A 26,719-nucleotide genomic window follows, 5' to 3' on the forward strand; every position below is an offset into this window, starting at 1 on the left:
CGTCATATCACGGTTGATTCCTGCTTGTTGATGCGCCGATTGATCAGGAGCAACGGGATTGCGGTGACGAGGATAAGCACCGCGGCCGCGGCGGCCRCTAGACCCGCGCCGGTGCCCTCGATGGCATGGTACATCACGACGGTCGTGGTGACCCAGCCGCTCGCATAGAGCACAATGGTCGCGCTCAACTCGGATGCCGCGGTGATCCAGACCAGCACCAGCCCGCCGACAAGGCCGCTGGCCATCAACGGCACGGTCAGGGTCGCGAAGGTTTTGCTTGGCGAGACCCCGAGATTGATCGAGGCTTCCTCGAGCGAAGGATCGAGCTGGTGCACGATTGCCGAGGACGACCGGATCGCGAAGGGGAGCTTGCGGACGACATAGGCGATGACCAGGATCAGCCAGCCGCCGGTCAGAATCAAGGGACCGCTGTTGAACGCGATGATGAGCCCGATCGCCAGGATCGTGCCCGAGACCGCAAACGGCACCATGCCGACGAAATCTAGCAATCCCGACAGGCGCGAGCGGTGCCGGGCCACGACATAGCCGATCGGAGCGCCGATCAGCATGGTGGCGACGGCCGCGATGCTGGCGAGCGTCAGCGTGTTGAGCAGCGGCCGATAGGAGCCCGACAATAGGGTGGCGTAATYGCCCAATCCGAACTCCCAGGTCAGGACAGGGCCGCGAAAGCGCAGGAGGGAGATCATCAACACAGCCGCGAACGGCAGCAGCGAGGCAATCACAATGCCCCAACTCACGATCGTGGCCGTGAGCCGCAGTCCCGGCGTCAGAGGCAGCTTCGCGGGCGCGCTGCGGGCATTGGTCGAAAACCGGCGCTTGCCGAGGTAGTGCCGCTGAACGAGCAGCGCGATCGCCGTGCAGGCGATCAGGAGTACGCTGAGTGCGCCCGCCGCGGCCGGGTTGGCATCAGATTCGCCGGCGAACAGCTTGAAGATGTCGACGGCCAGGAACGGCCGGTCCTCAGCCAGCACCGCTGGCACGCCGAAATTCTCCAGTGCCTCAATGAACACCAATAGTCCGCCGGCAAGGATCGCCGGCATCACGATGGGCAGCAGCACGGTGCGGATCACATAGGGCCGTGAGCCGCCGAGATTGCGGGCTGCCTCCTCCATCGAGGCGTCGACGGCCTGGAATCCGGCCAGCACGGGCATGACGACGTATGGATAGAGCGTCAACGTGAACACGATGACGATTCCGGGCACGCCGTAGATCGATCCGATCGGGATGCCGATCCCGCGCAGGGCGGTGGTGACGACGCCAGCATGGCCGAACAGCAGCACGAGGGCGTAGGCGCTGACGAACGAGGGCAGGACCAGCGGCAAGGACGCAAGCGTCAGCAGCAGCGCACGGCCCGGTATGTCGATCCGGGCAAGACAGAAGGCGAGCGGAATGCCGATCGCGCATGCGAAGGCCGTCGCGAGCGCGGCGCAAAGCAGACTGTTGCCGATGCTGCCAAGATAGTAGCGGCTCTTCACAATCGCCGCATAGTTCCCAAGTGTCAGGCCGCCCGTGCCGTCGATCCGAAAGCTTGCATCCAGGACGAGCGCCAGCGGGTAGAGCAGAAACACCGCGAGCAGCACCAGCGCCGCCAGCGTCACGATGGTGGCGAAGCGTTTCATGGCGCCGGATACGCCGTGATCTGGGCAGGGTCGTAGGCAAGGGTGAGCGGCGCGCCGGGCAAGAGATCGAGCGCCTGGCCGCCGAGCGCCGCAATCCGAATCTGGGTGCCGTCCGGCAGGGTTGCGTGGAGGCGTTGTACCGGGCCGAGAAATTCACGCAGCGCCAGACGCGCATGCACAAGCGAGCCACCGGAACCGTCTCGCAGCTGCAGGGCCTCCGGCCTGACCGACAGCAACACCGGCGCGCCCGGCGCTGCGACCTCGCCTCTGACCGTGAATTCCGTTCCGGCTGCTGCGACAGGAGTGTTACGGCCGTCGAAAGCTCCAGCGATGCCCGGCACCATGTTGGTCGAACCGAGGAATTCGGCGACGAAGGCGGTCTGCGGCATCCGATAGATGCGCTCCGGCGTGTCCACTTGCTCGATCTTGCCGTGACGCAAGACGGCGATGCGGTCGGAGATGGCGAGTGCCTCCTCCTGATCATGTGTCACGTAGATCGCAGTCAGGCCGAGCGCCTGCTGCAGCTGTCGGACCTCGATCCGCATTTCGGTGCGCAACTGCGCGTCGAGGTTGGACAGCGGCTCGTCGAACAGGAGCACGGCGGGCTCGATCACGAGCGCGCGGGCGATTGCCACGCGTTGCAGCTGACCGCCGGAGAGCTGGTGTGGTGACCGCGGACCGTAACCTGCAAGGCGCACCCGCTCGAGCGCCTTGTCGACGCGCGATGCGATCTCGGCAGCCGGAACCTTCCTGGCCTTCAGCCCGTAGGCCACGTTTTCGGCGACGGTGTGGTTCGGGAAGATCGCGTAGTTCTGAAACACCATGCCGGTGTCGCGGCGATGCGCGGGCAGAGCATCGATGCGCCGCTCGTCGAAGGAAATGGAGCCGGATTCGACGTCGACGAAGCCTGCGATCATGCGCAGCAACGTCGTCTTCCCGCAGCCTGACGGCCCAAGCAGCGTGAACAGCTCGCCATGCTTGATGTCGAGCGAGATGTCGTCCACGGCCCGCACCGCGCCGAAGGTGCGGGTCAGGTTTTCAATCCGGATCGCGGTCATCGGATCAGCGCGTGTTCTGGATCGTGGTCTTCAGCCGCGCGAGGGTGTCGCGACGGGCCGCTTCCCATTTGGTGTCGTCATAGGGCAGCACCTTGACCGCCGAGAACGGCAGCATCCCCGGTGCGACTGCCTCGAGCTCGATATCCTGACGGGCAGGGCGCCGGAACGTCGCCTTCAGCAACATCTCCTGGACTTCCTTGCTGGCCAGATAGTCGACCAGCCGTTTGGCAGGCTCGGGGTTCGGTCCGCCTTTCAGGATGGCCGCGCCCTCGACGCCCGCATAGGTGCCCTCGGCCGGATAGGCGACGCTCACCGGCGCACCGTTATGGGCCCACAGGAAGCCGGCATATTCGAGCGTGATGCCAAGCGGATATTCGCCGCTGCCGATCCCGTCGAAGACCTGGGTCGAGCGGTTGAGCACCTTCGCATTCGCAAGCAGCCCGTCCATCTTGGTCCAGGCTGCGTCGTCCGCGCCCCACAGCGAGAGAAGCGTGGTCGCGGCCGCATATGAGAATCCGGAATTGGCAGGGTCGGTAAAGGCGAGCTTGCCTTTCCATTTCGGATCGAGGAGGTCTGCCCAGGCTTTGGGCCCGCTGGCCTTGTCGATCGCCTTTGTGTTCTGGCCGATCACAACGACCTGGATGTTGGTGCCCAGCCAAAGGTCGTTTGGATCGCGAAATTGCGCCAGCACGGCTTCGCGGCCCTTCGCCGCGTAAGCCTGAAGGTGCGGGCTCGCCAGCCGCAGCAGCGTCGCACTGACGCCCCAGATCACGTCGCCCTGCGGATTGGCGGCCTCGGACGCGACGCGGCGCACCAGCACACCTGATCCGGTCGAGACCACGTCGACCTTGATTCCGGTCGCCTTGGCGAAGCCTTCGGCTACAAGCTTGTTCACGGTGTCGTCGTTGGCCGAATAGAGCACGACGTTCTGCTGGGCCGAGGCCAGCCCGGCCGCGAACAGCGATGCCGCGAGCGTCACGACTCGGGCGAGGATGGAGGCAGGAGATCTCATCGTGGTTCGCCCTCGTGGGTTCAGCGATTGCTCATGCGGTTGCGGCGAGGTACTCGGTGGCCGCCTTGAGCCCGGCGCCGGGTTCGATCGGCAGGCCGAACTTCGTGAGTGCGTCCTCGAGATGCAGAAGGTCGGTCAGAATGGTCCCCGCGCTCAAAGCACCCATCGCGCCAAACCGGATGACACGGCCGGAGAGACGGTTGCGGGCGCCTGCGATCACCGTGCGGTGATCCTGGTAGAGCTGCCGCACGATGGCTCCGCCTTCGAGCCCGTCGGGGACCTTGAAAACCACGACCGTGTTCGAGCGTAGCTCATCGCGGCAAAAATCTGCGAGTCCAAGCGCCGCGCCGCCGGCGCGCAGCGCGGCGGAGAGCTTCTTGTGGCGCGCGAGCACATTGGCGAAGCCTTCCTCGTGCATCATCGTCAAGGCCTCACGCAGGCCATAGATGAGGCTCACCGGTGCCGTGAACGCGGTCTCGTTCTGCTCTGCGGATTTCAGCGCGCGACGGAAATCCCAATAGAAGGCCGATCGCTGCTCGTCCTGCCCGATCACGCGCCACGCCTTGGCGCTGACGCTGGCAAGTGCGAGGCCGGGCGGGCACATCAAGGCCTTTTGCGAGGCCGAGACAACGATGTCGACGCCCCATTCGTCCTGCCGCATCGCGATGCCGCCGAGACCGCTGACGGAGTCTGCGATGAGCAGCGTTGGCCGGTCGCGCACCAACGCGCCGAGCGCCGCGAGATCGGCCACGATCCCGGTCGAGCTCTCATTGTGCACGACGACGACGGCGCGATAGGCGTGCTCGCGCAATCGGGCTTCCACCGCGGCGACATCGATCGCCTTGCCCCATTCGATCGCGACCGTGTCGACGGTGATGTTCATGGCCTTGGCGATCGTGGTGAAACGCTCACCGAACTGACCATGCTCGACTACGAGGATCCGATGGCCCGGTCCGGCCACGTTGACGAGCGCAGCCTCCATAACGCCGGTTCCGGAGCTCGCAAAGAACAGGATGCGGTTCGTCGTGCCGAGAATCGGGCGGATCATCTCCTCCGCCTCGCCGATTGCAGTCCGGCATTCGGGTCCGCGATGGTTGACCATCACCCGAGCCATCGCCTGCCGCACCCGCTCGGGCACTTCGGTTGGACCGGGAAGCCGAAGACGGTATCCCGTCGAGGCAATGGCGCTCGGAGTGTCTGTGATCGTCATAGCTTGAAGTCACCGTTCTGACGCATATAAGGAACGAGGCCGCCCGCGCGCAGGATCGCCAGCATGATCGGCGGCAGCGGCTCCGGGCTGAGGGTCTCACCGCTGCGTTCGTTGCGGATCGCGCCGGTGCCGTCGGCGATCAGGATGTCGCCCTCGCGAATCCCGCCGGTATCGCAGACGAGCGGCAGCAGGCCGTTGTTGATGGCGTTGCGGTAGTAGGTGCGCGAGAAGCTTCGGGCCAGCACCGCAGGAATGCCGGCGCCGAGCACGGTTGTGACGGCGACTTCCATGGCCGAGCCGCAACCGAAATTCTTGCCCGCCACCAGGATGTCTCCGGGTTGCACAGAGGCTGCAAAGGTCGGATCGACATGCTCGAACAGGAATTGCCTGAGAACGGCGGGGTCGAGGCTCTCCCGCTTGCGGGTCGAGCTGATGATGGAGTCGGTGTTGACGTCGTCGCCGACAAGTCGCGCGCGTCCTCGCAGGGCTGTCATCGCGACACCTCGCAAGGATCGGTCACGACACCGCGGGTCGCGGCGGCTGCGCAAGCTGCCGGGGAGGCGAGGTAGATCGATGCCTTGGCGTTGCCCATGCGGCCCTTGAAGTTGCGGTTGGCGGTCGAGATCACCGAAACCCCGTCTCCGGGGATCACCCCGCAGGTCCCGCAGCAGGAGCCGCAGCCCGGCTCGACCACGGTTGCGCCGAAGCCGACCAGGGCGTCGAGCGTGCCATCGGCCGCCATGGCGTCGCGGACCTCGCGCGATGCCGGCGTGACCACGAGCTGCACGCCGGGTGCAACGCCTCCACCCGCCTCGAGCACCGCGAGAGCCTGATGGAAGTCGCGTAACCTGCCGCCCGTGCAGGTGCCGAGATAGACCATCTGTACCGGCGTGCCGGCCGCATCCTCGAGCGCCACGACCTGATCCACCAGATGCGGCAACGCGATCCGCGGCGTGAGGGCGTCGAGCGCGATCTCCACGGTCCGGCTGTAGTGCGCATCCGGATCCGCTGCGACCGGTTCGAAAGCCCGGCCGGTGCGGCCCTGCAGATAGGCGACGGTTTCAGCATCGGCCGGGAAGATGCCGGTCTTCGCGCCCATCTCGACCGCAAGATTGCTCAGGACGAGGCGGTCCTCCAGCGCGAGGGTGGCGACACCCGGTCCTGCGAATTCGAGTGCCTGATAGGCGGCACCGTCAGCGCCGAGCATGCCCGCGAGGGCCAGTGCGATATCCTTCGCATAGACGCCGCTCGGCAGTTGTCCGGTCAGGACGACGCGGATCGAATCCGGCACGCGCAGCCAGATCCGGCCACACAGCATGACCGCGGCGAGATCAGACGAGCCTATCCCGGTCGCAAAGCAATTCAGTGCCCCGTATGTCACGGCATGGCTGTCGGCTCCGACGACCAGACCACCCGGCAGAGCGCGGCCCGTCTCCACGATGAGCTGGTGACCGATTCCTTCGCCAGCTTCATGCAGCGTGACGCTGAACCGCCTGGCGAAGTCCCGCATCACGCGGTGCAGCTCGATCGTCTGCGGGCTTGTCGGCGGCACGTAATGGTCGAGCGCAAAGACCAATCGGGCGGCATCGCGCACGTTCTCTCCGCCCATCGCCTTGAAATAGTCGAGCGCCATCGGGACCGAACCGTCGGTGCCGAGCGCGCAATCGACCTCGCAGACCACGAGGTCCCCGGCGTGCGCATCCTGCCCGGATTTTCGAGCGAGGATCTTCTCGGAGATCGTACGCCCGGCCATGGCTAGACCTCTGGCATCTCGCAGCCGAGACGTCGGAGCGAGGCGTCGACCCAGCTACGATCGAGCGTACCGGCTTCGATCGCCGCCATTTGCCTGGTCTCGGCAGACTGCTTGGCTTCGGCTGCCTCGATCACCGCTCGGCAATCGTCGATGGCGACGGCTAGCACGCCGTCGTCGTCGCCCAGCACCAAATCGCCGGACTGGATGACCATGCCGCCGATCGCGATCGGTCCGTTGATCTCGCCCGGACCGTCCTTGTACGGACCGCGATGGGTGACACCCGCCGCGAAAACGGGAAGGGGGTTTGCCCGGATCGCAGCGGCATCGCGGATCGCGCCATGGATAACGATGCCGGCGACGCCGCGCCGGGCGGCCTGCGCGAGCATCATCTCGCCGAAGATTGCGTTGCTGAGGTCGCCGCCCACATCGACCACTATGACGTCGCCGGCAACCGCGATGTCTAGCGCTTTGTGGACCATCAGATTGTCGCCGGGGCGCGTCTTCACGGTCAAAGCGGGACCGGCCATGCCGCCAGCCGCATGCATCGGCCGGAGCGTGGCGCCGCCCGCGGCCATGCGCGACATCACATCGCTGATGTTGGCGACCGGAAGGGCGCGAGCCCGTTCGACCCATTCGCCTGCGACAACACGCTTGCGGGAAAGGATCCTGAACCCTACGGCCATATCAACCCCATTGAAAATGGAACGCCGTTACGCATAGTGTAACGGTGACGAGCCGAGGTCAACTGAAAATCGGCAGGACAGGGATTTTCGATGCCCAAGACGCAAGGGGTCGCCGCCGTGCAACGGGCGTTGGCGATCCTGGATACCTTCGCTGGAGCCGGGTCGCGCAGCCTGGCCGACATCGCCAAGATCACGGGCTTGGCGAAACCGACCGTGATGCGCTCGCTGGTGTCGCTGGATGAAGCCGGCTACGTCGTCCGCCTCAGCGACGGCCGCTACGCACTCGGCGCGAAGACTTTCCAGCTCGGCACCACCTATCGGGCCAATTTCAATCTCGAACAGCATGTGCTGCCGGTCCTTCAGCGGCTAAGCCAGGAGACGTTGGAGAGCAGTGCGTTCCACGTGCGTGAACGCGATAGCCGGCTCTGTCTGTTTCGGGTGGATTCGCCGCAGCTCGTGCGCGACGTCGCGCGGCCCACAAACCTCGCGCCACTCGATTTGACCTCGACGGGACAAGTGCTGCGGACGGCGCGCTGGGCAGACCGCACGGATGGCGGCGTGCAGGTCTTCGTCAGTTCCGGAATCTACGACGCTGTGACGGCCTCCCTCTCCACCGCCGTTTTCGGCCACGACGGAGCGCTGGTGGGCGCCATGACCGTGAGCGGCCCAATCGAACGCATCCGTCAGGCCGACCTCCAGGCGCTGGCGTCCCGGCTCACCGACGCCTCGTATCGGCTCTCACTTGTGCTCGGCGCGCCATTGCCCCGCGAGGTCGGCGCGCCGCGGATCATCAGTCTGCCGTCGGCCGAAACCGGCTCTCCCTGACGCCGCCCCGTTCGGGGCAGGGCACGATTTCGACCGGCAAGCTCGTGAATAGACTCCGCTCAGGTCTTGTACAGACTGTAGAGACCGGACTCAAAGCTCGCCTCCGCAACTCTGAGCCCGGTCACGATGTCCTCGCGAAACTTGAGCCATTCGGCGTAGATCAGCCTACGCCTCACCATTGCTGGTAGGTCAGGCGAAGTGCGGTGAGGAATACACACGTATTGAAGTGAGCTAGCCGGTTGCGCGCGGGAGCATGCCCTTGGCGGTAATCTCCGCCGAAAGCTCTTCGATCGTCTTGCGTTGTTCCATGGCGGCTTTGCGGATCAGCGCAAAGGCGGCTGGTTCTGCGAGCGCGTGCGAGTGCATCACCTGGAGAACGGCGGCGAGCACGACGCGACGCGACCGAAGACGCTGCTCGAGCTTGACCACCTGCTGCTTCAATTCGCTGCTGCGTTCGCTTCGCTCGATTGCCATGACGAGCGCCGCGTAGATGCCGGCCGAGCGCAACGGCTTGACCAGGAACGAGGCCGGATCGAGCTCGAACACTAGCTTCAGCCGGCTTGGCGTTTCGGTGCCGAGCAGGGCGATGACCGGGCAGCGTCCCAGGAACGCGCGCCGTGCCGGTTGCGTCAAAGGCAGGAACTCGTCATCGATCAACGCCAGATCCGGCGCGAAGTCGATCGCCTCTGTCGGCTCCCACGCGATGCTGTCGACCCCGAGACGCTCGAACTGGCGTCGCACGATGGTTGCGTCGCGTTCGTCCTTGATGGCGACGATTGCCTTACGCCCGCGCAGCGAAAATGAAGACGGTCTGCTCATTTTACAACCCGCAAATGCGGCGCATTCGGCAATGCGCCGCCCGCCGAGGTCTCCCTCGAAGGGCTGACGGCAACGTCGAGCTGCGTCAGGTAAGGATCAGGCTTAACAGGCGCGTCGGCTTCCCAGAAGATATCAAACTGTCCTCGCGGATTGGAAACGGCAAGCCGCGGTGTAAGGACGCAATGATTGTTGCCGCCGTCGATCCAGACCGGTCCTTGCGGCGAATTGTAGCGATGGCCGGCCGCGGCGCGCCGCACCTCGGCGATACTCGATGTGCCAGCGCGCTGCAACGCGCGCGCCAGCAGATAGACGGCGACATAGGCGGACTGCCCGTCGACCGAGGGGCTGCTGTCGTCGCCATAGCGCGCCTTCCAGCGTGCAACGAATGCGCGGTTCTCCGGCAGGCGGATGCTCTCGAAATAGGCCGATGACGTGATGCAGCCGGCCGACGCCGGTCCGACGATCGACAGTTCCGGTTCGCACAGGCTGCAGCTCAGCATCGGAATCTCGAGCCCGGCGGCCTTGGTGCCGGCGTGGAAGGCGCGAATGAAATCGTAGCTCGAGCTTCCGACCAACGTGTTGAAGACGATCGGCGGCTTGCGGCGGACGATCTCGTCGACGATGTGCCCGACGGCGCTTTCGCCGAGTTCGAGCAGCCGTTCGGCCAGGATGTGGCCGTCTGCCGCGCTGACCAACTCCCGGGTGACGCGATTGGTCTCCCATGTCCAAACGTAGTTGGAGCCGACGCAGAAGATCTCCCGGGACAGATTGTCGAGCACGTACCGGACGAGCGGCAGGACGTTGTGATTGGGCGAGGCGCCGACATAAATGACGTTGTCGGAGCACTCGAAGCCCTCGTAGCGCGCAGGATACCAGAGCAGGCGATCGGTGCGCTCCACGATCGGCAGAACTTGTTTGCGCGACGCCGACGTGTAGCAGCCGATGATGTGCTCGACGCCGACATTGCGGATGAGATCGTCGCAGACCGTATGGTATTCGGAGATGATGCCGCGAGGATCGCGGATATGAGCGGCAATCGAGAAGCCGAACTCCGTCTGGTTGTTGATCTCGTCGACCGCCATCATCGCGCTCTTGAGGATCTCGCGGCCCATAGCCTGATATGGCCCGGACTGCGAGCAGATGATGCCAACGGGAACAGACGGTTTTGTCATTGACGACTTTCGGTAGTGCAACGCGAAGATGAAATCATCATCGGCGATGACAGTGCAAGTGGCTTGCCGTTTTGCTGCGCAGCACTATCGAAATTTAGGCAGAGAGCATCGTTGACAATGCGATGGGCAGTTACTTAGACTTTTCTCCTACAGGGCTACCTGTCGAACCTCGCGTGCGCCGATCTGGCCGATGACGTCCAGCTCCTTGCACTAAGTGCTTCGTTCGATTGCGGCCCCTAAGCGATAGATCATAGCCGCGGCATTTGAGCCATTCGTCGCCTCATTCGGGAGGGACGGGTGGCTTTTTTCGTTTGCCGCCAAGGAAGCTGGCGATGCGTCCGCGTCGCCAGAACGGTGACGCATGCGCGGAGACGACCGCGCGTCACATCGAGTGTGAGGATGAAGAACGATGGCGGCAACAGATCTCCACTATCTCGGACTCGTCGACGTCGGGCGGAAGATCCAGGCGAAGGAGCTGTCGCCGGTCGAAGCGACCAAAGCGATGCTCGGGCGGATCGAGAAGCTCGACGGCAAGCTCAAGAGTTTCGCTTATGTGATGGCTGACTCGGCGCTCGCGGACGCTGCCTCGGCCGAGAAGGAGATCGCTTCCGGCAAGATCAAGGGGCCGCTGCATGGTGTGCCAGTGGCGGTCAAGGATCTCTGCTGGGCCAAGGGCGCGCCGGCGGCCCATGGCATGACCATTCATCGAGATTTCCGTCCCTCCGAGGATGCAACGGTAGTTGCGCGGTTGAAAGATGCCGGCGCCATCATCCTCGGCAAGCTGCAGCAAACCGAGGGCGCCTACGCCGATCATCACCCGAAGATCGACCCACCGAAGAACCCGTGGAACGCGGATCTCTGGCCTGGCGCATCCTCGAGCGGCTCCGGCGTCGCTACTGCGGCGGGCCTCTGCTTCGGCTCGCTCGGCACCGATACGGGCGGATCAATCCGCTTTCCGTCCGCGGCTAACGGCGTCACCGGGCTCAAGCCGACCTGGGGACGCGTCAGCCGCTACGGCGCATTCGAGCTTGCGGCGACGCTGGATCATATCGGCCCGATGGCAAGGAGCGCGGCCGATTGCGGCGCCATCCTCGGCGTGATCGCGGGTCAGGACCCCAAGGACACGACGTCGGTTCCGCTGCCCGTGCCTGACTATCTCGCCAGTTTGTCCGGCGACCTTCGCGGCGTGACGATCGGCGTCGACCGGCGCTGGACCAGCGAAGGCACCGATGGCGATGCGGCCAAGGTGTTGACCGAGGGTCTGCGTGTAGCGGCCGATCTCGGTGCGAAGATCAAGGAGATCACGTTCCCCGATCCCAAGGCGGTCATCGACGACTGGTTCCCGCTCTGCGGCATCGAGGTCGCCGTCGCGCACGAGGACACTTATCCCGCGCGCAAGGACGAGTACGGCCCGGCACTCGCTGGTCTGCTCGATCTCGGTCGGCAGCAGTCCGGCATGGACTATCAGAAGATCGTGCTCCGGCGCGAAGCGTTTCGTGGCGCCGTCCGCCTTCTGTTCGAATCGGTCGATCTCCTCGCAGTGCCGGCCCAGGCATTCGCCGCGCCCACGCTCGCCAAGATGGCGTCGCTCGGCGAGGACGCCTCGCTGATCGCAGGCTTGCTTCGCTTCACATGCCCGTTCGACATGACGGGAAGCCCGACCGTGACGCTACCCGGCGGCTTCGCCGCGAATGGCGGTCCGGTTGGCTTCCAGTTCGTCGGTCGTCATTTCGATGAGGCCGGCCTCGTTCGCGCGGGCGATGCGTTCCAGCGCGTTACCGACTGGCACAAGCGTCATCCCGGGATCTGAGTTGAGGAGCCGATCATATGCCCGCAGAAGACTGGTTGAAGAATTCCATCATGGCCAGGCGTGCGGTCGCAAAGGGCGCGACCGGCGCGACGCACAGTCTGACCATCGAGCAGCAGGGCAGCTTCCACTACGTCTACGGTCCCTACGCCACGCCGACCCTGTCGATCGACCCGGGTGGAGTCGTTGTCGTCGAGACGGAAGATGCCTTCGGCGGCGTGCTCACCAAGGAGAGCGACAGCCCCACGGCCAAACTGAACTTCCCCTATCTCAACCCGCAATGCGGGCCGATCGCCGTCAAGGGCGCCAAGAAGGGCGATTGCCTCGCGATCTACATCCGCGACGTCGAGACGCGGGGTGAACAGCCGGCCGGTACGACCTGCATCATTCCGGAATTCGGCGGGTTGGTCGGAACAAGCTCGACGGCGCTGCTCAATCCGCCCCTGCCGGAGCGCGTGAGGAAGCTGCATGTAGACAGGAACGGCATACGCTGGAACGACAAGATCACGCTGCCCTACGAGCCGTTCATCGGCACCATCGGCGTCTCGCCGGAGATCGAGGCGATCTCGTCGCTGCAGCCTGACTACCACGGCGGCAACATGGATCTGCCCGACGTCGCCCCCGGCGCGATCATCTATTTCCCGGTGCATACCGACGGCGGGATGCTCTACGTCGGCGACTGTCACGCGACGCAAGGCGACGGCGAACTCTCCGGCGTGGCGCTGGAGCAGCGCGCGACCGTCACGTTGCAGGTCGACCTGATCAAGAACTGGAGCTTCGCCTGGCCGCGGCTCGAGACAAAGGACTTCATCATGACGATCGGTAGCGCCCGCCCGCTCGAAGACGCGGCCCGTATCGCCTATCGCGAACTCGTGCGGTGGATGGCGGCCGATTACGGCTTCGACGAGATCGACGCCTACATGCTGCTTAGCCAGGCCGGCCGCATGCGCCTCGGCAACATGGTCGACCCAAAGTACACGATGGGCGCATCGATCCTGAAGAATTACCTCAAGCCATGACATTCAGCCGCTTTCAGAAACAGGGGATATCACGATGAATTCGAGAAGTAAGCTCGGAATGGTCTTGCTCGGCGCTATGCTCGGTACAGCGGCGGGGGTGAGTGTTGCTCGGGCGGCGGAACCGCCATTGAAGGTGGGTCTGCTCGAGGACGTGTCAGGCGACCTCGCCTTCATGGGCATGCCGAAGCTGCACGGCTCTCAGCTGGCCGTCGAGGAGATCAACAAGAGCGGCGGTATCCTTGGTCGGCAGATCGAGTTGATTCACCTCGATCCGCAGGGCGACAACGCGCGCTATCAGGAGTTCGGCCGTCGACTGCTCAACCGCGACAAGGTCGACGTGCTGATCGGCGGCATCACCTCGGCCTCGCGCGAGGCGCTGCGTCCCATCGTCGATCGCACCTCGACACCGTACTTCTACACCAACCAGTATGAAGGCGGTGTCTGCGACGCCAGCATGATCAGCATGGGCGCGGTGCCCGAGCAGCAATTCTCGACGCTGATCCCGTGGATGGTCGAGAAGTTCGGCAAGAAGGTCTATGTCATCGCGGCCGACTACAATTTCGGTCAGATCTCGGCGGAGTGGAACCGCAAGATCATGAAGGATCTCGGCGGCGAGGTCGTCGGTGAGGAGTTCATTCCCCTCGGCGTGTCGCAGTTCGCGCAGACCATCCAGAACATCCAGAAGGCAAAGCCGGATTGGTTGCTCACGATCAATGTCGGCGCTGCCCAGGATTCATTCTTCGAGCAGGCGGCTGCGGCCAACCTCAATCTGCCGATGGGATCGTCGATCAAGGTCATGCTCGGCTTCGAGCACAAGCGGTTCAAGCCGCCGGCGCTTAACAACATGCATGCGACTGCGAATTGGTTCGAGGAGATCGACACGCCAGAGGCTACCGAGTTCAAGAAGCGCTGGCACGCGAAATTCCCTGACGAGCTCTACATCAACGACATGGGCTACAATGCCTATAATGCGCTCTACATGTACAAGGCGCTGGTCGAGAAGGCGAAGTCGATCAAGCTCGACGACATGCGCAAGGTCATCGCGACCGGCGATGCATGCATCGATGCTCCCGAAGGCAAGGTGTGCATCGATCCGAAGAGCCAGCACACCTCGCACCGCATGCGCCTGATCTCGGTCGGGCCGAAGCATGAGGTGAAGGTCGAGAAGGACTATGGGACGATCCAGCCGTACTGGCTTGGCGAGATCGGTTGCGATCTCACCAAGAAGAACGACAAGGATCAGTACACGCCGAGCCATCTCCCGAAGAAATCGTGACGCCTGACGGGCACGGATTTTGCTCGTATTGAGAGTTGCGTTCTTGGACAAGGCCGGCGCCGCAACGATGCGGCGCCGGGATCGACAAAGGGACCAAGATGTCGGCTGAAGTATTCTCGGTATTCTATCAGTTCGCCGACGTGTTCGCGTTCCTCATTCTCTCGGCCGCAGGTCTCGCCATCGTGTTCGGCATGATGGGCGTCATCAATATGGCGCATGGCGAGTTCATCATGTGCGGCGCCTATGTCACCGTCGGCCTGGTGAATCTGGGCGTTCCGCTCGCGATTGCCCAGATCCTCGCTGCGCTGACGGCGGGGCTCATCGGTGTCGCCGTCGAGTTCCTGATCGTGCGGCGCTTCTACAAGCGGCCGCTGGATTCTCTGCTCGCCACTTGGGGGCTCAGCCTCATCGTGACGCAATCGATGCTTCTGATTGTCGGTTCAGCCGTGCGGGGCATCGGAACGCCCGAGGGAAGCTTCGCAATCGGCGGCTATACGTTTTCGACCTATCGTCTGGTTCTGTTCGGTTGCGCGGTGGCCGTGCTGGGCGGTCTCTACATCGTTTTCATGAAGACGCGCTTTGGTGTGATCGCCCGGGCGACGATGCAGAATGCGGCGATGGCGAAGGCGCTGGGCGCGCGAACGGGCCGAATCTATTCGATCAGCTTCGGGATCGGCACCGGCCTTGCAGGACTTTGCGGGGCGCTCTACGCGCCAACGATGACGCTGATCCCGACCATGGGGGCGACCTTCGTGGTCGAAAGCTTCGTGACGGTCGTCATTGGAGGGGCAAACGTGCTGCTAGGAACAGCGCCGGCCGCTGTGTTCCTGGCGATGATCCGGATGGCGCTGAACGCGAGCTACGGCCAGATCATCGGACAGATTGGCATGCTGGTCGCCGTTATTTTGATCATTCGGGTGTTGCCCGAGGGGCTCTCCAGCGTTCTGGTTCGTCGTGGGCGCTAAAGGGAATTTGTGATGTTCAAGCTGCTGGAAGGTCCGCAGACGCTCGGACGTGGCAAGATCTTCTGGTCCTGCTTCCTTGCAGTGCTCGCGGGCGCATTGACATATCCGCTGTTCGCCGACTCCTATGATGTGGGGAATTTCGCCTATTTCCTGATCTGGATATTCATGGCGCTCGGCCTCTGCCTGATGTGGGGCTATGGCGGGATGCTGTCGTTCGGCCAGACCTTGTTCTTCGGCATCGCCGGTTACGGTTATGGCGTGCTCGCGATTAACATGGGCGGCGGCACCGCAACGATCGCCGCGCTTGCGCTGTCCGTTGTCCTTGCGATGGTGGCGGCCGGCATCCTCGGCTATTTCATGATCTGGGGTGGCATCAACGGCATCTTCTTCGGGATCGTGACGCTGTCTGCGACGCTGGTGCTTGCCTTCTTCCTCGGCCAGACCGCGGGGCCGGAATGGCACATCGGCCCGGCGCGGCTGAATGGCTTCAACGGCATGAAGGGCATGGACCCGCTCGCCGTCGGCGACTTCTATATCGAGGGATCGGCGCTCTACTACGTCATGATCGCGCTGATCGTGATCGTCTATCTCGCGCTGCGCATGCTCGTGAATTCGGGCATCGGCAACGTTATCGTGGCGACGCGCGAGAACCCGCAGCGCGCCGAGATGCTGGGTTATGACGTCCGGAAATACCAGCTCCTGACCTTCGTGATCGGCAGCGGCCTCGCAGGGCTGAGTGGTGCGCTGTACACGTCCTGGGGCCAATTCATCACGCCGTCCAGCATTGGCCTGCCTGCGGCGGCGATGCCCATCGTATGGGTGGCTTTCTCCGGACGGAGCGACCTGACCGCAACTCTGGTCGGATCGTTCCTGCTGCTGTTCGGCTTTCAGACCATCACGGTCTACAGCCAGCAGGCAGCACTCGTGCTGATGGGAGCGCTGCTGCTCGCCACGGTGATGCTGGCGCCGCAGGGTTTTGTGCTCGGCATCGGCAAGCTTGCTGCCGACTGGTGGAGCGGGCGTCGGCGGCGCGATGATAGCCCCGTCATGGCGGAGGCTGGTCGCTTGCAGTCGGAAGAGCCCTGATCATGGCGCTGGTCGAAGTCAAAGGCGTATCCAAGCGTTTTGGCGGATTGACCGCAGTCTCCGACGTCGACCTCACGGTCAACGCCGGTGAGGTCCACTGCCTGATCGGACCCAATGGCGCCGGCAAGAGCACATTGTTCAAGCTGATCGTGGGTCTCTACCCGCCGAGCCAGGGCAGCATCCTGTTCGATACCGTCGACATCACCAAGGAGCGTCCCTACGCACGCGTGCAGCGAGGCATGAGCATCAAGATGCAGGCTCCGAGCGTGTTCAAGGAGCTGCCGGTTCGGCAAAACATCCAGACTGCGCTCCAGGAACGACTGTCCGGCGCGGAACGCATCGCCGAGGAGGATCGCCTGCTGACTCTGCTCAACCTGGGGCCGGACAGCGATAAGCTCGCGGGTGCGCTGTCGCATGGCCAGCAGCAATGGCTCGAGATCGGGATGGCGCTGGCGCTGAAGCCGCAGCTCCTGCTGCTGGACGAGCCGACTGCCGGCATGTCGCCGGAGGAAACCTTCAAGACCGGCGAGCTGATCAAGTCGTTCAATGCAGAGGGCATGACGGTCCTTGTCGTCGAGCATGACATGGCCTTCGTGCGCCAGGTCGCCCAGCGCGTCACGGTGCTGCATCTCGGCAAGATTTTCGCACGCGGCGATCTCGAAAGCATTTTGCAGGACGCGAAAGTCGCGGAAATTTATCTCGGTAAGACGCATGCTCACTGAACCCAAGCCCRCTGACCGGATTCTGGACGTATCGGAATTATGGGCGGGATACGGTGCGACGCCGATTCTGCAGGGCGTCACCATGTCGGTCTCCCGCGGCGAGATTGTCGGCGTGATCGGCCGTAACGGTGTCGGCAAGTCGACTCTGATGCGGTGCCTGATCGGTTTGCTGCAAACCTGGCGTGGCACGATCAGCTTCATGGAGCAGGACGTAACAAAGCTCGAAGCCGACGCGCGGGCGAGGGCGGGCTTCGGCTACATCCCGCAGGGACGCGATGTCTTTCCGCAGATGACCGTCGAGGAAAACCTGCAGGTCGGCGAGTTGATCGGCGGTCCCGGCGGCAAGAAGCTGCCTGAACTCGTCTATGAGTATTTTCCGCGACTGAAGGAACGCCGGCGGCAGGCCGCAGGCACGATGTCTGGCGGCGAGCAGCAACAGCTCGCCATAGGCCGCGCGCTGATCGGCAATCCGTCCTTGATGATCCTGGACGAGCCGTCCGAGGGTATCCAGCCCTCGATCGTCCAGCACATCTGCGAGGCGCTGAGATCGTTCCGGAACGAGCTCGGGACCACCATCATCTTCGTCGAGCAGAACCTCGACACGATCCTGGCAATCGCCGAGCGTTGTTACATCATGGAGAAGGGCAAGATCGCGCAGTCGCTGGCGGGTGGCGAGGTTAACGAGGACAATGTCCGCGAGCAGCTCCTGCTCTGAACGGCCGCATGGCATGTTTTCAAGTCGTCAATAGGGAGGGAATGGACATGGATCTGGGACTCAAGGGAGCAAAGGTTCTCGTCACCGGCAGCACCAAGGGGATCGGCAGGGCGATCGCCGACACGTTCGCGGCGGAAGGCGCGGATGTCGGCATCTGCGCGCGCAACCAGGCCGACGTCGATAGCGCAGTCGCCGCGATCAAGGCGAAGGGCGTCGCTGCCTTTGGTCGTTCGGTCGATGTCTCCAACGGCCCGGCGCTCAAGGCCTGGGTCGAGGACATGGCCTCGAAGCTTGGCGGCATCGACGTCGTGGTCGCCAATGTCAGTGCGCTGTCGATCGGACAGGACGAGGAGAGCTGGGAGAAGGAATTCTCCACCGACATGATGGGCACCGTACGGCTGGTCAATGCGGCGATGCCGTATCTCGAGAAGAGCAAGGCCGCGGCGATCGTGACCATCGCCAGCGTTTCAGGGCGGGAGGTTGACTTCGCGAGCGGCCCCTACGGCACGTTCAAGGCCGCGATCATCCACTATACGCAAGGTCTCGCCTTCCAGCTTGCCGGCAAAGGCATCCGCGCCAATTCGGTGTCGCCGGGCAATACCTATTTCGAGGGCGGTGTCTGGAATCAGATCAAGGACGGCAATCCCGAGTTGTACAAGACCGCGCTGGCGCTGAATCCGACCGGCCGCATGGGAACGCCGCAGGAAATGGCGAACGGTGCGGTGTTCCTTGCCAGCAAGGCAGCGAGTTTCATCACGGGGACCAACCTCGTGGTCGACGGTGCCCTCACGCGCGGCGTGCAGTTCTAGGCGCTCCCTGAGTAGCGCAGTCACGAAACCGGGCCGTCTGCGGCGCCGGTGGGCGAAGCCGTTTCCGACAACAGCAGGACAGTCAGATGTCAGCAGATCCAATTCACTACAAGTCGATCATCGAAATCTCCGAGCTGTTCCGCCGCGGCGAGCTTCTACCTTCGAAAGTGACCGAGGTGATGCTGGGCCGGATCGCGAAGCTCGATCAGAAGTTTCACGGCTACGCGCTCGTCCTCGCCGAGCGGGCCATGGCGCAGGCGAAGCGCTGTGACGCCGAGCTTGCCAAGGGCATCTGGCGCGGGCCGCTGCACGGCGTGCCGATCGGATTGAAGGATCTCTGCTACACCACTTTCGCGCCGACCGCTGGTGGTACCACGATCCACGCTAGGTTCGTCCCCTCCTTCAACGCGACGATCGTGGACCGGCTCGAACACGCCGGCGCCGTCACGCTCGGCAAGCTAAAAATGACCGAGGGCGCCTATACGAGCCATCATCCCGACGACCAAGCGCCGCTCAATCCCTGGGGGACCGACTACTGGGTCGGCTCCTCCTCAAGCGGATCGGGCGTGGCCACTTCGGCGGGACTTTGCTTTGGCTCGATCGGCAGCGACACCGGCGGCTCGATCCGGTTTCCGTCGGCGACGTGCGGGCTGACCGGGATCAAGCCCACCTGGGGACGTGTGAGCCGCCACGGCGTCTTCCCGCTGGCTGACTCTCTCGATCATGTCGGGCCGATGTGCCGGAGCGCAGCCGATGCCGCGGCCATGCTCGGCGTCATCGCGGGCGCAGACGTCAATGATCCGACCGCCCTTCAGGCGCCGGTGCCGAACTATCTGGCGGGGATCGGTGACGGCGTGCGAGGCTTACGGATTGGCGTGGACCGCAGCTACACGCAGGACGGGATCGATCCGCAGGTGGTCGCCGCCTTGCTGGAAGCGGAGCGTACGCTTGCGGACCTCGGCGCCGATATTCGTGAGGTCAAGTTCCCAGCTTACGAGAAGCTCGTGAGCATGTGGATTCCGATGTGCTCCATCGAGACGGCAGAAGCGCATCTCGAGACCTATCCGTCGCGGAAGTCGGAATACGGCCCAGATCTGGCGCAACTGATCGAGCAGGGCAGGTCGATGAATGGCGTCGAGATCGCTCAGATCCATCATGAGCGGTTGAAATTCTGCGGCAGCCTCGCGGCGCTGTTCGGCGATATCGACCTGCTCCTGATTCCCACCATGCCTGTGCCGATCCCAACGCTGACCAAGATGGGCGAATACGGCGCCGATCCGGGCGTGCTGCTCAGCATCCTGCGCTTCACGGCAGTGTTCGATTTCTCGGGCAGTCCGACCATCACGCTGCCGAACGGCATGGCGGCGGACGGGTTGCCGCTCAGCATGCAACTCGTCGGCCCGCATCTGTCCGAAGATACGCTCACGCGCACCGCGTATGCCTTCCAGTCAGTGACGGATTGGCATACGCAGCGTGCTTCCATCGAATGAAGCATCCCGCGACTACCCCTGGACGGGATTGAAGGATACAATTCGGACCGGATAGGCGTACTGGCCGGACCGCAGATTTTGCAGGATGATCTCGAGGTTGGTGTCAGCCTCGTCGGTCTCGCGCCGGGCGCAACCAGCGCGCGCCGACGTCTTCAAGCACCAGATAGATGTCGCGGTCGATGCGGTCGGCCGGCACGATCGAGGGCGAGGAACGTAATCCCGCGCGGCGGGAATGACGCGACGAGCACGACGTGTCGCAGGGATTGTCATCCACAGAATTGGAGCGAAGTGTCGCGCGCGGTCTAGTGTGCTTGGCTAAGGCCGCCTCATCGCCATGGCTGTCACGCGTCGCCTATGCATCTACCTTTCTGTCGGCACACGCTTGCGCTGATCGATCGCGGGGCCTGCCTCCTCTCGCTTGGATGATCGGGTGCTTGCCGCCAGGACCGGATGGAGCGCGTCGTGAAGCTTTGCTCCGTTCCTGATGTTGAACAGATCCGCGCTGGGAAGGCCGGCTGTCTGTACTGACGTTCGCAACCGCACAAATCGAGATGGGGCCAGGGTTAGATCCGGCCCMGCGACGTGATCCGCCATTGACAGGTCAGCGGAGATGATAGAATTATAACAGGATAAGTTGCAAAAATAACAATATGTCACCATCGTACCAGCGTCTTGCGGGGCGACGGGAGGAAAGTTTGGAACTGTCCGGTTCGGTTGCAGCAGAACCTCGGTCGTCGACCTCGCTTGTGATGGTCAGTGGCATCAACAAGCGCTTCGGCGGCGTGCGAGCGCTGCGTGACGTCAACCTCGAGGTTCGCGCCGGCGAGGTTCATGCGCTGCTGGGCGAGAACGGCGCGGGAAAATCTACCCTGATCAAGATTCTCAGTGGTGTTCATGCCCTCGACAGCGGCACGATCGAGATCGCCGGCAGGCCGGTGGAATTCGACAGCCCGGCGAAGTCGCGCGAGGCGGGGATCGCTGTCGTTTATCAGGATCTCAGCCTCGTCGAATCCTTGAGCGTTGCGGACAATCTGTTGCTCGGCCGTGAGCCGCGTGCGCGTTTCGGCTTCGTCCGGCAGCGCGCGCTGATGGCCAGGGCCGAGGCGTTCCTGAACGCGCTCGGCATTCCCCTGGATGCGAGTGCGGCTGTCGGCTCGCTGCCTTTCGCCTATCGCCAGATGACGGAGATCGCCAAGGCGCTGATGGGCGAGGTCCGGCTTCTGATCCTCGACGAGCCGACCTCCTCGCTGACATCGGATGAGGTCCGGATCCTGTTCGATGCGATCGGGAAGGCGACGCGCCGCGGAGTCGGCGTGATCTATGTGACCCATCGGCTCAACGAGGTGTTCGAGATCTCGCAGCGCGTCACGGTGCTGCGCGATGGCGCTAACGCGGGCACGTTTGTCACCGCCGAGACCGACATGAAGCGGCTGGTGAACGCGATCGTCGGAACCGATCGATCGCCACCCACGGGCCCGCGCACCGAACCTGTCGCGAAGCGTGAATTGGATCCGTCGCCGGTTCTGTCGCTGTCCGACGTGTCCAACGACCGGCTTCGCGCCGTCGATCTGTCCGTGCTGAAGGGCGAGATCCACGGCCTCGCCGGATTGATCGGCAGCGGCCGCACGGAGATTTTGGAGACAGTGTTTGGCCTCCGGCCGCTCGAGAGCGGCGCAATCGAGATCGAGGGCCGGCGATGGCTGCCGAGAGGGCCTGCCGATGCGATCGAGCAGGGCATCGCGCTGGTGCCGGAAGACCGGCATGTGCAGGGTCTGGTCCTGGACCATTCGATCGAGCGAAACGTCACCTTGCCGCGAATTCCCCACTTCTCGCGCTGGGGCTGGATGCAGCAACGCGCCGCCGCCAGGCGTGCGGAAACCGCGGTCGCCAGGCTTTCGGTGAAAGCGCCAGGCGCGTTCAGCCTGGTCAGGACGCTCTCCGGCGGCAACCAGCAAAAGGTCGTATTCGGAAAATGGAATGATCCGCGGCCGCGCGTGCTGCTCCTGGATGAACCGACGGTCGGCGTCGACGTGGGCGCACGCGAGGAAATCTATGCCGTGATCCGGAATGCCGTCCGCGACGGCAGCGGGGTCCTGGTCGTCTCGTCCGATCTCGTCGAATTGATCGAGCTCTGCGACCGCATCTCCGTGATCGTCAACGGGCGTGTAGCTCGTACGCTGTCGCGCGGCGAGATCGATGATGCCGAAGAGCTGCATCATCTCCTCCAGATGTACCAGGCCTCCGGGCCGGGCCACTTGCAAGAGCTTCCCGCATGACCGAACTGACTGCTCCCAACGTGGTCGCCTCGTCGACCCCATCTGATCGCCGCCGCAAGATTCTCCAGAATTTGCTGCGGGGCGAGCGGCCGTACATGCTGTACATCGCCTTCGTGATCCTGCTGGTCGTGTTCAGCCTGTCTTCGCCCTGGTTTCTTTCGGTCGACAATTTCCTGAACATCGGGCGCCAGACCACGCTGGTGTCGATCATCGCGGTCGGCATGACCTTCATCATCATCGCGCGTCAGATCGATCTGTCGGTTGCCTCGACATTGGCGCTGTCAGGCATGGCGGCTGCTCTCGCGATGAGCCAGATCAACAACAGCTGGATCGTGGGTGCCGTGGCCGGGCTCGGCACCGGCGCGCTGGTCGGGCTGCTCAATGGCATCCTGACCACGCAGCTATCGATCCCGTCGTTCCTGGTGACGCTGGGCTCGCTGAGCATGGCGCGGGGACTGGCGATGATGGTGACCAACACCAAGCCGGTGATCATCACCAACGAGACCTATTTCGCGATCTTTGGCGAAGGCACGTTCCTCGGCATACCGGTTCCGATCGCCTGGACTTTGGCGGCGATGATTATCGGCATCCTGCTGCTGCACTATAACGTGTTCGGCCGGCGCATCTATGCGGTCGGCGGCAACCCGACCGCGGCGCTCTATTCCGGCATCAACACCAAACGGATCACGACTGCGGCCTTTGTCCTGACCGGCACGCTGGCCGGATTGGCGGCGTTGGTGCTGTCGGCGCGTTCACATGCCGCGCGGCCAGATGTCGTGCAGGGCATGGAGCTCGACGTCATCGCCGCGGTGATCCTCGGCGGCTGCAGCCTGTTCGGCGGGCGCGGCTACATCCTGGGGACGCTGTTCGGCAGCTTGATCATCGGCACGCTCAACAACGGCCTTGTTCTGCTCGGCGTGAGCTCGCCGATGCAGCTCGTGATCAAGGGCGCGATCATCGTTGCCGCGGTTGCTTTCACGAAACGCTAGTCGAAGTCAGGCGCGGCGCCTGAACAACAAGTTCATTGCGCTGCGTGGGTAGGGGCAAGGTCGCTGGCCCTCCGGTGAATCGGCGACCAAAAAATGGAGGAAACAATGAAACCAATCTTGCGACAAACCTTGCCTTTGACTGCGTTGGTGGCCGCTGCCGCCCTCTCGATGATCCCGTCGGCTCGCGCCGAAGTGCCCGCGACCTGCGTCAAGGGTGTCGATCTCGCGAAGCTCGGGCCGAAGTCGATCGTCGGCCAGGGACCCCACGGCGAAAAGGCGGCTTCCCCCGAGGTGCTCGCGCTGTCGGAGGCCGACGCCGCCAAGATCAAGGAGAAGAACTTCAAGGTCGGCATCTCCATGCAGACGGTCAACCTCGACTGGTCGCAGCTCCAGATCCAGGGCATCACCGATACGCTGAAGAAGTACGGCGTGACGGTGACGGGCGTCGCGTCCGCCGAATATCAGGTGGACAAGCAGATCGCCGATATCGAGAACACGATCCAGCAGCATCCGGACGGCATCATTTCGATTCCGGTCGATTTCACCGCGACCGCGCCGACCTACAAGAAGATCGCCAAAGCCGGCATCAAGCTCGTGCTGATGGACAGCATCCCGACTGGTCTGAAGCATCCCGAGGAATATGCGACGATGGTCTCGGCCGATAGCCAGGGCAATGGCCAGATCGCGGCACAGATCCTGGCATCCTGCGTGGCGCAGGGCGGCACCATCGGTCTCGTCAATTTCGGCGTCGACTATTTCAGCACCAACGAGCGCACCAAGGGCGTGCGGGAGTGGATGAAAGCAAACCGCCCTGACATCAAGATGAAGCAGGTCGACTTCACCGATCCGCCGAAGGTCTCGCAGATCGCGGGCGACTTCCTGACCGGCAATCCCGACGTCAAGGGACTGTACGCGGTGTGGGATCAACCGGCGCTCGACACGCTGAGCTCGATGCGGGCTCAGGGCATCGATATTCCCATGACGACGGTCGACCTCGGTCTGCAATCGGCGATCGAGATTGCCAAGGGCGGGCCGCTGAAGGCGACCGGCTCGCAGCGTCCCTACGACCAGGGCGTCGCCGAGGCGATGGCGATGATGAACGCGCTGCTGGGTAAGGAAACGCCTGGCTGGGTAGGTGTGCAGTCGCTGCCGGTGACGCAGTCGAATGTGCTGGAGTCCTACAAGACCGTATTCAAGAAGGACCCGCCGGCCGAGCTGACGGATGCCTGCAACAAGGCGAAGCCCGCCTGCAACTAGCCTGAAACAGCGATGCGCGATCCACCGAGACCGCGCATCGTTCAGTCAGCCTGATCCGGGCGAACCAGCCCCCGTCCGGATCAGGCTGTGCTGGTGACGTATTCGACGGGAAGGCTGCGGAAGTGCTTGCGCGTGTCTGCCGACACGGAGCCACCGACGATGATCCGCGAGAATGAGCTGACGTCGGAGAAGAACGCCGGCTTGAGGCTGCCGAGCTTGCTGGCGTCGACCACGAGGATGCTCTCCATCGCGGTAGCGATCACGGCCTGCTTGATGGCGACTTCGTGAAAATTCGAGCAGCTGGCGCCGCGGGTCCAGTGCAGGCCGCCGGCCGAGATGAAAGCCTTGTTGACCCCGAGCCGCCGCAGGTAGGACAGGCCGTCATCCGACGAGAACGACTGCGACGACGGATGGTAGAGCCCGCCCATCAACATCACCTGCGTCGCTGGCCGGTGGGTGACGATCGAGGCGACGTTCAGCGAATAGCAGATCACCGAAAGAGGCATGTCCTCAGGCAGGCAATCCGCCAGCGACTGCATCGTGGTGCCGCAGTCGATGAAGATGGTGTCACCTTCCTTGATCGAGGCGGCTGCGGATCGGCAGGCGAGGCGCTTGTCCTGCGTGTGCTGGTCGATTTCCTGTTCGAATGTGTACTTGATCCCGGTCGGCGACGCCGCGTTGACGACGTAGCCGCCGAGCAGGGCGAGCGCCGCCTCGGGCCCGGCAAGGTCGCGCCTGACGGTCATCTCCGACACCTTCAGCAGCTCTGCGGCGTCCTTCAGATGCAGTGCGCCGCTCGTCTCGACGGCGCGTCGCAGCCGTTGCAGCCGTTGGACGCGGGTCTCGCTGGGGCGTGCGGTCGGTGTTTCAGTCATTTTCGTCACCGAGCTTGCTTATCCGGTTGACAATGATCTTACAATGATGTGAGTTTAGCAACGTCAATCTGTTACAATAATAACATTTGGCCCGAAGGGTGTTTCGCTGTCCGACGACGGGAGGCAGCAGAAGCGCCGGCGGCCAAGGGATGGGAGGATCGCATGTTGCAATCGGCACATTCAGTCTATCTGCCGTTTCAGGCGATTCGCTAGCATTGCGCGGCGTACCGATGGCGCAGGGCGTCTTGATATCAAATCCATCCGCGGTGCCGGCGCAGCCCCATGCGCGGGATCACAATCATCCGCATCCGATCGCGCGCAACAGCGGCCGCGCGCTCGAGATGGACTGGGTCGACGATATCCGGATCAATCTGTCCGCCGCCGAGCGCCGCGTTGCGAGCCTGCCGGGCCGGCGCACCGTCAAGAAGGACGCGCAGGCGGCGTGGTTGCTCAAGGCGATCACCTGCATCGACCTGACGACACTCAACGGCGACGATACGGCGGAGCGGGTGAAGCGCCTCTGTGCCAAGGCGAGGGCCCCGATACGAAGTGACCTCCTCGAGGCACTCGGTTTTGCAGGGCGCCGGCTGCACACGGGCGCGATCTGCGTCTATCACCGCTTCGTCGCAACCGCGGTCGAAGCGCTCGATGGGTATGACATTCCGGTCGCTGCGGTTTCGACTGGATTTCCGGCAGGCCTCGTGCCTCACGATCTGAAACTCAAGGAGATCGAGGCGTCCGTCAGGGACGGTGCGCAGGAGATCGACATCGTCATCACGCGTGAGCATGTGCTGACCGGAGATTGGCGCGCTCTCCACGCCGAGGTCCGGGATTTCCGCGCAGCCTGCGGCAATGCGCATCTGAAGACGATCCTCGCAACCGGCGACCTCAAAACGCTGCGCAACGTCGCCAAGGCGTCGATGGTCTGCATGATGGCCGGCGCGGACTTCATTAAGACCTCCACCGGCAAGGAAGGCGTCAATGCCACGCTGCCGGTGACGCTCGCGATGCTGCGCATGATCAGGGTCTATGAGGAGCGCACGGGCTTCAAGATCGGCTTCAAGCCGGCCGGCGGAATCTCGACGGCGAAGGATGTACTCAACTACCAGTTCCTGATGAAGGAGGAGTTGGGACGCGATTGGCTCGAGCCGGATCTGTTCCGCGTCGGCGCCTCGAGTCTGCTCGCCGACATCGAGCGCCAGCTCGAGCATCACGTCACCGGCCGCTACTCGGCCTTCAACCGTCATCCCGTGGGCTGAGC

General features: G+C 63.5%; 24 protein-coding genes and 1 pseudogene. 14 read left to right on the plus strand and 11 right to left on the minus strand.

Annotation, left to right across the window (positions count from 1 at the left end; translation table 11 throughout):
• Window positions 1–2: 2 nt before the first annotated feature.
• Genes AB4Z51_RS17850 through AB4Z51_RS17880 form a run of 7 tightly spaced genes read right to left on the minus strand, consistent with a single transcriptional unit; the run spans window position 3 to window position 7,356 of the window.
• Complete coding sequence (locus AB4Z51_RS17850; RefSeq protein WP_441497708.1) at window positions 3–1,640, minus strand: ABC transporter permease; 1,638 nt, start codon at window positions 1,638–1,640, stop codon at window positions 3–5.
• A complete protein-coding gene (locus tag AB4Z51_RS17855; RefSeq protein ID WP_085404244.1) occupies window positions 1,637–2,698 on the minus strand; it encodes an ABC transporter ATP-binding protein in 1,062 nt (353 codons plus the stop codon). The genes AB4Z51_RS17850 and AB4Z51_RS17855 overlap by 4 nt, the downstream gene beginning before the upstream one ends.
• Before the next feature lie 4 nt (window positions 2,699–2,702).
• Window positions 2,703–3,710 (minus strand): extracellular solute-binding protein, encoded by a 1,008-nt coding sequence (locus AB4Z51_RS17860; protein WP_441497709.1) that lies wholly within the window; start codon window positions 3,708–3,710, stop codon window positions 2,703–2,705.
• Window positions 3,711–3,741: 31 nt separating this feature from the next.
• Window positions 3,742–4,920 carry a pyridoxal-phosphate-dependent aminotransferase family protein gene (locus AB4Z51_RS17865; protein WP_441497710.1) on the minus strand — a complete coding sequence of 393 codons (1,179 nt, stop codon included), beginning with the start codon at window positions 4,918–4,920 and terminating at the stop codon, window positions 3,742–3,744.
• Window positions 4,917–5,414: a LeuD/DmdB family oxidoreductase small subunit gene (locus AB4Z51_RS17870; protein WP_441497711.1), complete on the minus strand. Its 498-nt coding sequence runs from the start codon at window positions 5,412–5,414 to the stop codon at window positions 4,917–4,919. Before AB4Z51_RS17870 ends, AB4Z51_RS17865 begins: the two co-directional genes overlap by 4 nt.
• The gene (locus tag AB4Z51_RS17875) at window positions 5,411–6,673 is read right to left on the minus strand and encodes a 3-isopropylmalate dehydratase large subunit (RefSeq protein WP_441497712.1); all 1,263 of its coding nucleotides are present in this window, start codon (window positions 6,671–6,673) and stop codon (window positions 5,411–5,413) included. The genes AB4Z51_RS17870 and AB4Z51_RS17875 overlap by 4 nt, the downstream gene beginning before the upstream one ends.
• 2 nt (window positions 6,674–6,675) lie before the next feature.
• Window positions 6,676–7,356, minus strand: a complete 681-nt coding sequence (locus tag AB4Z51_RS17880; protein WP_441497713.1) for an RraA family protein — start codon at window positions 7,354–7,356, stop codon at window positions 6,676–6,678.
• 90 nt (window positions 7,357–7,446) lie between these two features.
• Between AB4Z51_RS17880 and AB4Z51_RS17885 the strand changes: the two genes are divergently transcribed.
• Entirely contained in the window at window positions 7,447–8,181 is a 735-nt protein-coding gene (locus AB4Z51_RS17885) for an IclR family transcriptional regulator (RefSeq protein ID WP_049807412.1), read from the plus strand.
• 231 nt (window positions 8,182–8,412) lie between these two features.
• Here the strand turns inward: AB4Z51_RS17885 and AB4Z51_RS17890 are convergent, their stop codons facing one another.
• Both AB4Z51_RS17890 and AB4Z51_RS17895 read right to left on the minus strand, forming a co-directional pair.
• Window positions 8,413–9,000, minus strand: a complete 588-nt coding sequence (locus AB4Z51_RS17890; RefSeq protein ID WP_441497714.1) for an ANTAR domain-containing response regulator — start codon at window positions 8,998–9,000, stop codon at window positions 8,413–8,415.
• Complete coding sequence (locus AB4Z51_RS17895; RefSeq protein WP_028151205.1) at window positions 8,997–10,172, minus strand: transporter substrate-binding domain-containing protein; 1,176 nt, start codon at window positions 10,170–10,172, stop codon at window positions 8,997–8,999. Before AB4Z51_RS17895 ends, AB4Z51_RS17890 begins: the two co-directional genes overlap by 4 nt.
• A gap of 409 nt (window positions 10,173–10,581) precedes the next feature.
• Here AB4Z51_RS17895 and AB4Z51_RS17900 point away from each other — a divergent pair, with 409 nt between their 5' ends.
• The 9 genes from AB4Z51_RS17900 (at window position 10,582) to AB4Z51_RS17940 (ending at window position 20,061) form a co-directional block, all read left to right on the plus strand.
• A complete protein-coding gene (locus tag AB4Z51_RS17900) occupies window positions 10,582–11,982 on the plus strand; it encodes an amidase (protein WP_441497715.1) in 1,401 nt (466 codons plus the stop codon).
• 17 nt (window positions 11,983–11,999) lie between these two features.
• On the plus strand, window positions 12,000–12,998 hold the full coding sequence (locus AB4Z51_RS17905) for an acetamidase/formamidase family protein (protein ID WP_354076165.1): 999 nt from the start codon (window positions 12,000–12,002) through the stop codon (window positions 12,996–12,998).
• Between the two features lie 34 nt (window positions 12,999–13,032).
• Window positions 13,033–14,274, plus strand: a complete 1,242-nt coding sequence (locus AB4Z51_RS17910) for an urea ABC transporter substrate-binding protein (protein WP_441497716.1) — start codon at window positions 13,033–13,035, stop codon at window positions 14,272–14,274.
• A 98-nt stretch (window positions 14,275–14,372) separates the two neighbouring features.
• On the plus strand, window positions 14,373–15,239 hold the full coding sequence (locus tag AB4Z51_RS17915) for an ABC transporter permease subunit (protein WP_028151201.1): 867 nt from the start codon (window positions 14,373–14,375) through the stop codon (window positions 15,237–15,239).
• Window positions 15,240–15,251: 12 nt separating this feature from the next.
• Window positions 15,252–16,325, plus strand: coding sequence for a branched-chain amino acid ABC transporter permease (locus AB4Z51_RS17920; protein WP_354076167.1), 1,074 nt, complete (start codon window positions 15,252–15,254; stop codon window positions 16,323–16,325).
• 2 nt (window positions 16,326–16,327) lie between these two features.
• Window positions 16,328–17,047: an ABC transporter ATP-binding protein gene (locus AB4Z51_RS17925; protein WP_085404254.1), complete on the plus strand. Its 720-nt coding sequence runs from the start codon at window positions 16,328–16,330 to the stop codon at window positions 17,045–17,047.
• The gene (locus tag AB4Z51_RS17930) at window positions 17,037–17,762 is read left to right on the plus strand and encodes an ABC transporter ATP-binding protein (protein ID WP_441497717.1); all 726 of its coding nucleotides are present in this window, start codon (window positions 17,037–17,039) and stop codon (window positions 17,760–17,762) included. Before AB4Z51_RS17925 ends, AB4Z51_RS17930 begins: the two co-directional genes overlap by 11 nt.
• 47 nt (window positions 17,763–17,809) lie before the next feature.
• Window positions 17,810–18,571 (plus strand): SDR family NAD(P)-dependent oxidoreductase, encoded by a 762-nt coding sequence (locus AB4Z51_RS17935; RefSeq protein WP_441497718.1) that lies wholly within the window; start codon window positions 17,810–17,812, stop codon window positions 18,569–18,571.
• Window positions 18,572–18,657: 86 nt separating this feature from the next.
• A complete protein-coding gene (locus AB4Z51_RS17940) occupies window positions 18,658–20,061 on the plus strand; it encodes an amidase (RefSeq protein ID WP_441497719.1) in 1,404 nt (467 codons plus the stop codon).
• A 15-nt stretch (window positions 20,062–20,076) separates the two neighbouring features.
• Here AB4Z51_RS17940 and AB4Z51_RS17945 read toward each other — a convergent pair.
• Window positions 20,077–20,335, minus strand: a pseudogene (locus tag AB4Z51_RS17945) (hypothetical protein); the annotation flags it as partial.
• 376 nt (window positions 20,336–20,711) lie between these two features.
• Here AB4Z51_RS17945 and AB4Z51_RS17950 point away from each other — a divergent pair.
• From AB4Z51_RS17950 to AB4Z51_RS17960, 3 genes are all read left to right on the plus strand, one after another.
• Window positions 20,712–22,337, plus strand: coding sequence for a sugar ABC transporter ATP-binding protein (locus AB4Z51_RS17950; protein WP_441497720.1), 1,626 nt, complete (start codon window positions 20,712–20,714; stop codon window positions 22,335–22,337).
• Window positions 22,334–23,326, plus strand: a complete 993-nt coding sequence (locus tag AB4Z51_RS17955) for an ABC transporter permease (RefSeq protein ID WP_283017018.1) — start codon at window positions 22,334–22,336, stop codon at window positions 23,324–23,326. The genes AB4Z51_RS17950 and AB4Z51_RS17955 overlap by 4 nt, the downstream gene beginning before the upstream one ends.
• Before the next feature lie 147 nt (window positions 23,327–23,473).
• On the plus strand, window positions 23,474–24,583 hold the full coding sequence (locus AB4Z51_RS17960; protein WP_441497721.1) for a substrate-binding domain-containing protein: 1,110 nt from the start codon (window positions 23,474–23,476) through the stop codon (window positions 24,581–24,583).
• Window positions 24,584–24,663: 80 nt separating this feature from the next.
• Here AB4Z51_RS17960 and AB4Z51_RS17965 read toward each other — a convergent pair whose 3' ends face one another.
• Window positions 24,664–25,458: a DeoR/GlpR family DNA-binding transcription regulator gene (locus AB4Z51_RS17965; protein WP_085404259.1), complete on the minus strand. Its 795-nt coding sequence runs from the start codon at window positions 25,456–25,458 to the stop codon at window positions 24,664–24,666.
• Window positions 25,459–25,799: 341 nt separating this feature from the next.
• On the opposite strand from AB4Z51_RS17965, the gene deoC reads away from it, so the two are divergent.
• On the plus strand, window positions 25,800–26,717 hold the full coding sequence (gene deoC, locus AB4Z51_RS17970; protein WP_441497746.1) for a deoxyribose-phosphate aldolase: 918 nt from the start codon (window positions 25,800–25,802) through the stop codon (window positions 26,715–26,717).
• Window positions 26,718–26,719: the final 2 nt, after the last annotated feature.

Source organism: Bradyrhizobium sp. 2TAF36, assembly GCF_052114925.1.
In the GTDB taxonomy this organism is placed as follows: Bacteria; Pseudomonadota; Alphaproteobacteria; order Rhizobiales; family Xanthobacteraceae; genus Bradyrhizobium; species Bradyrhizobium barranii.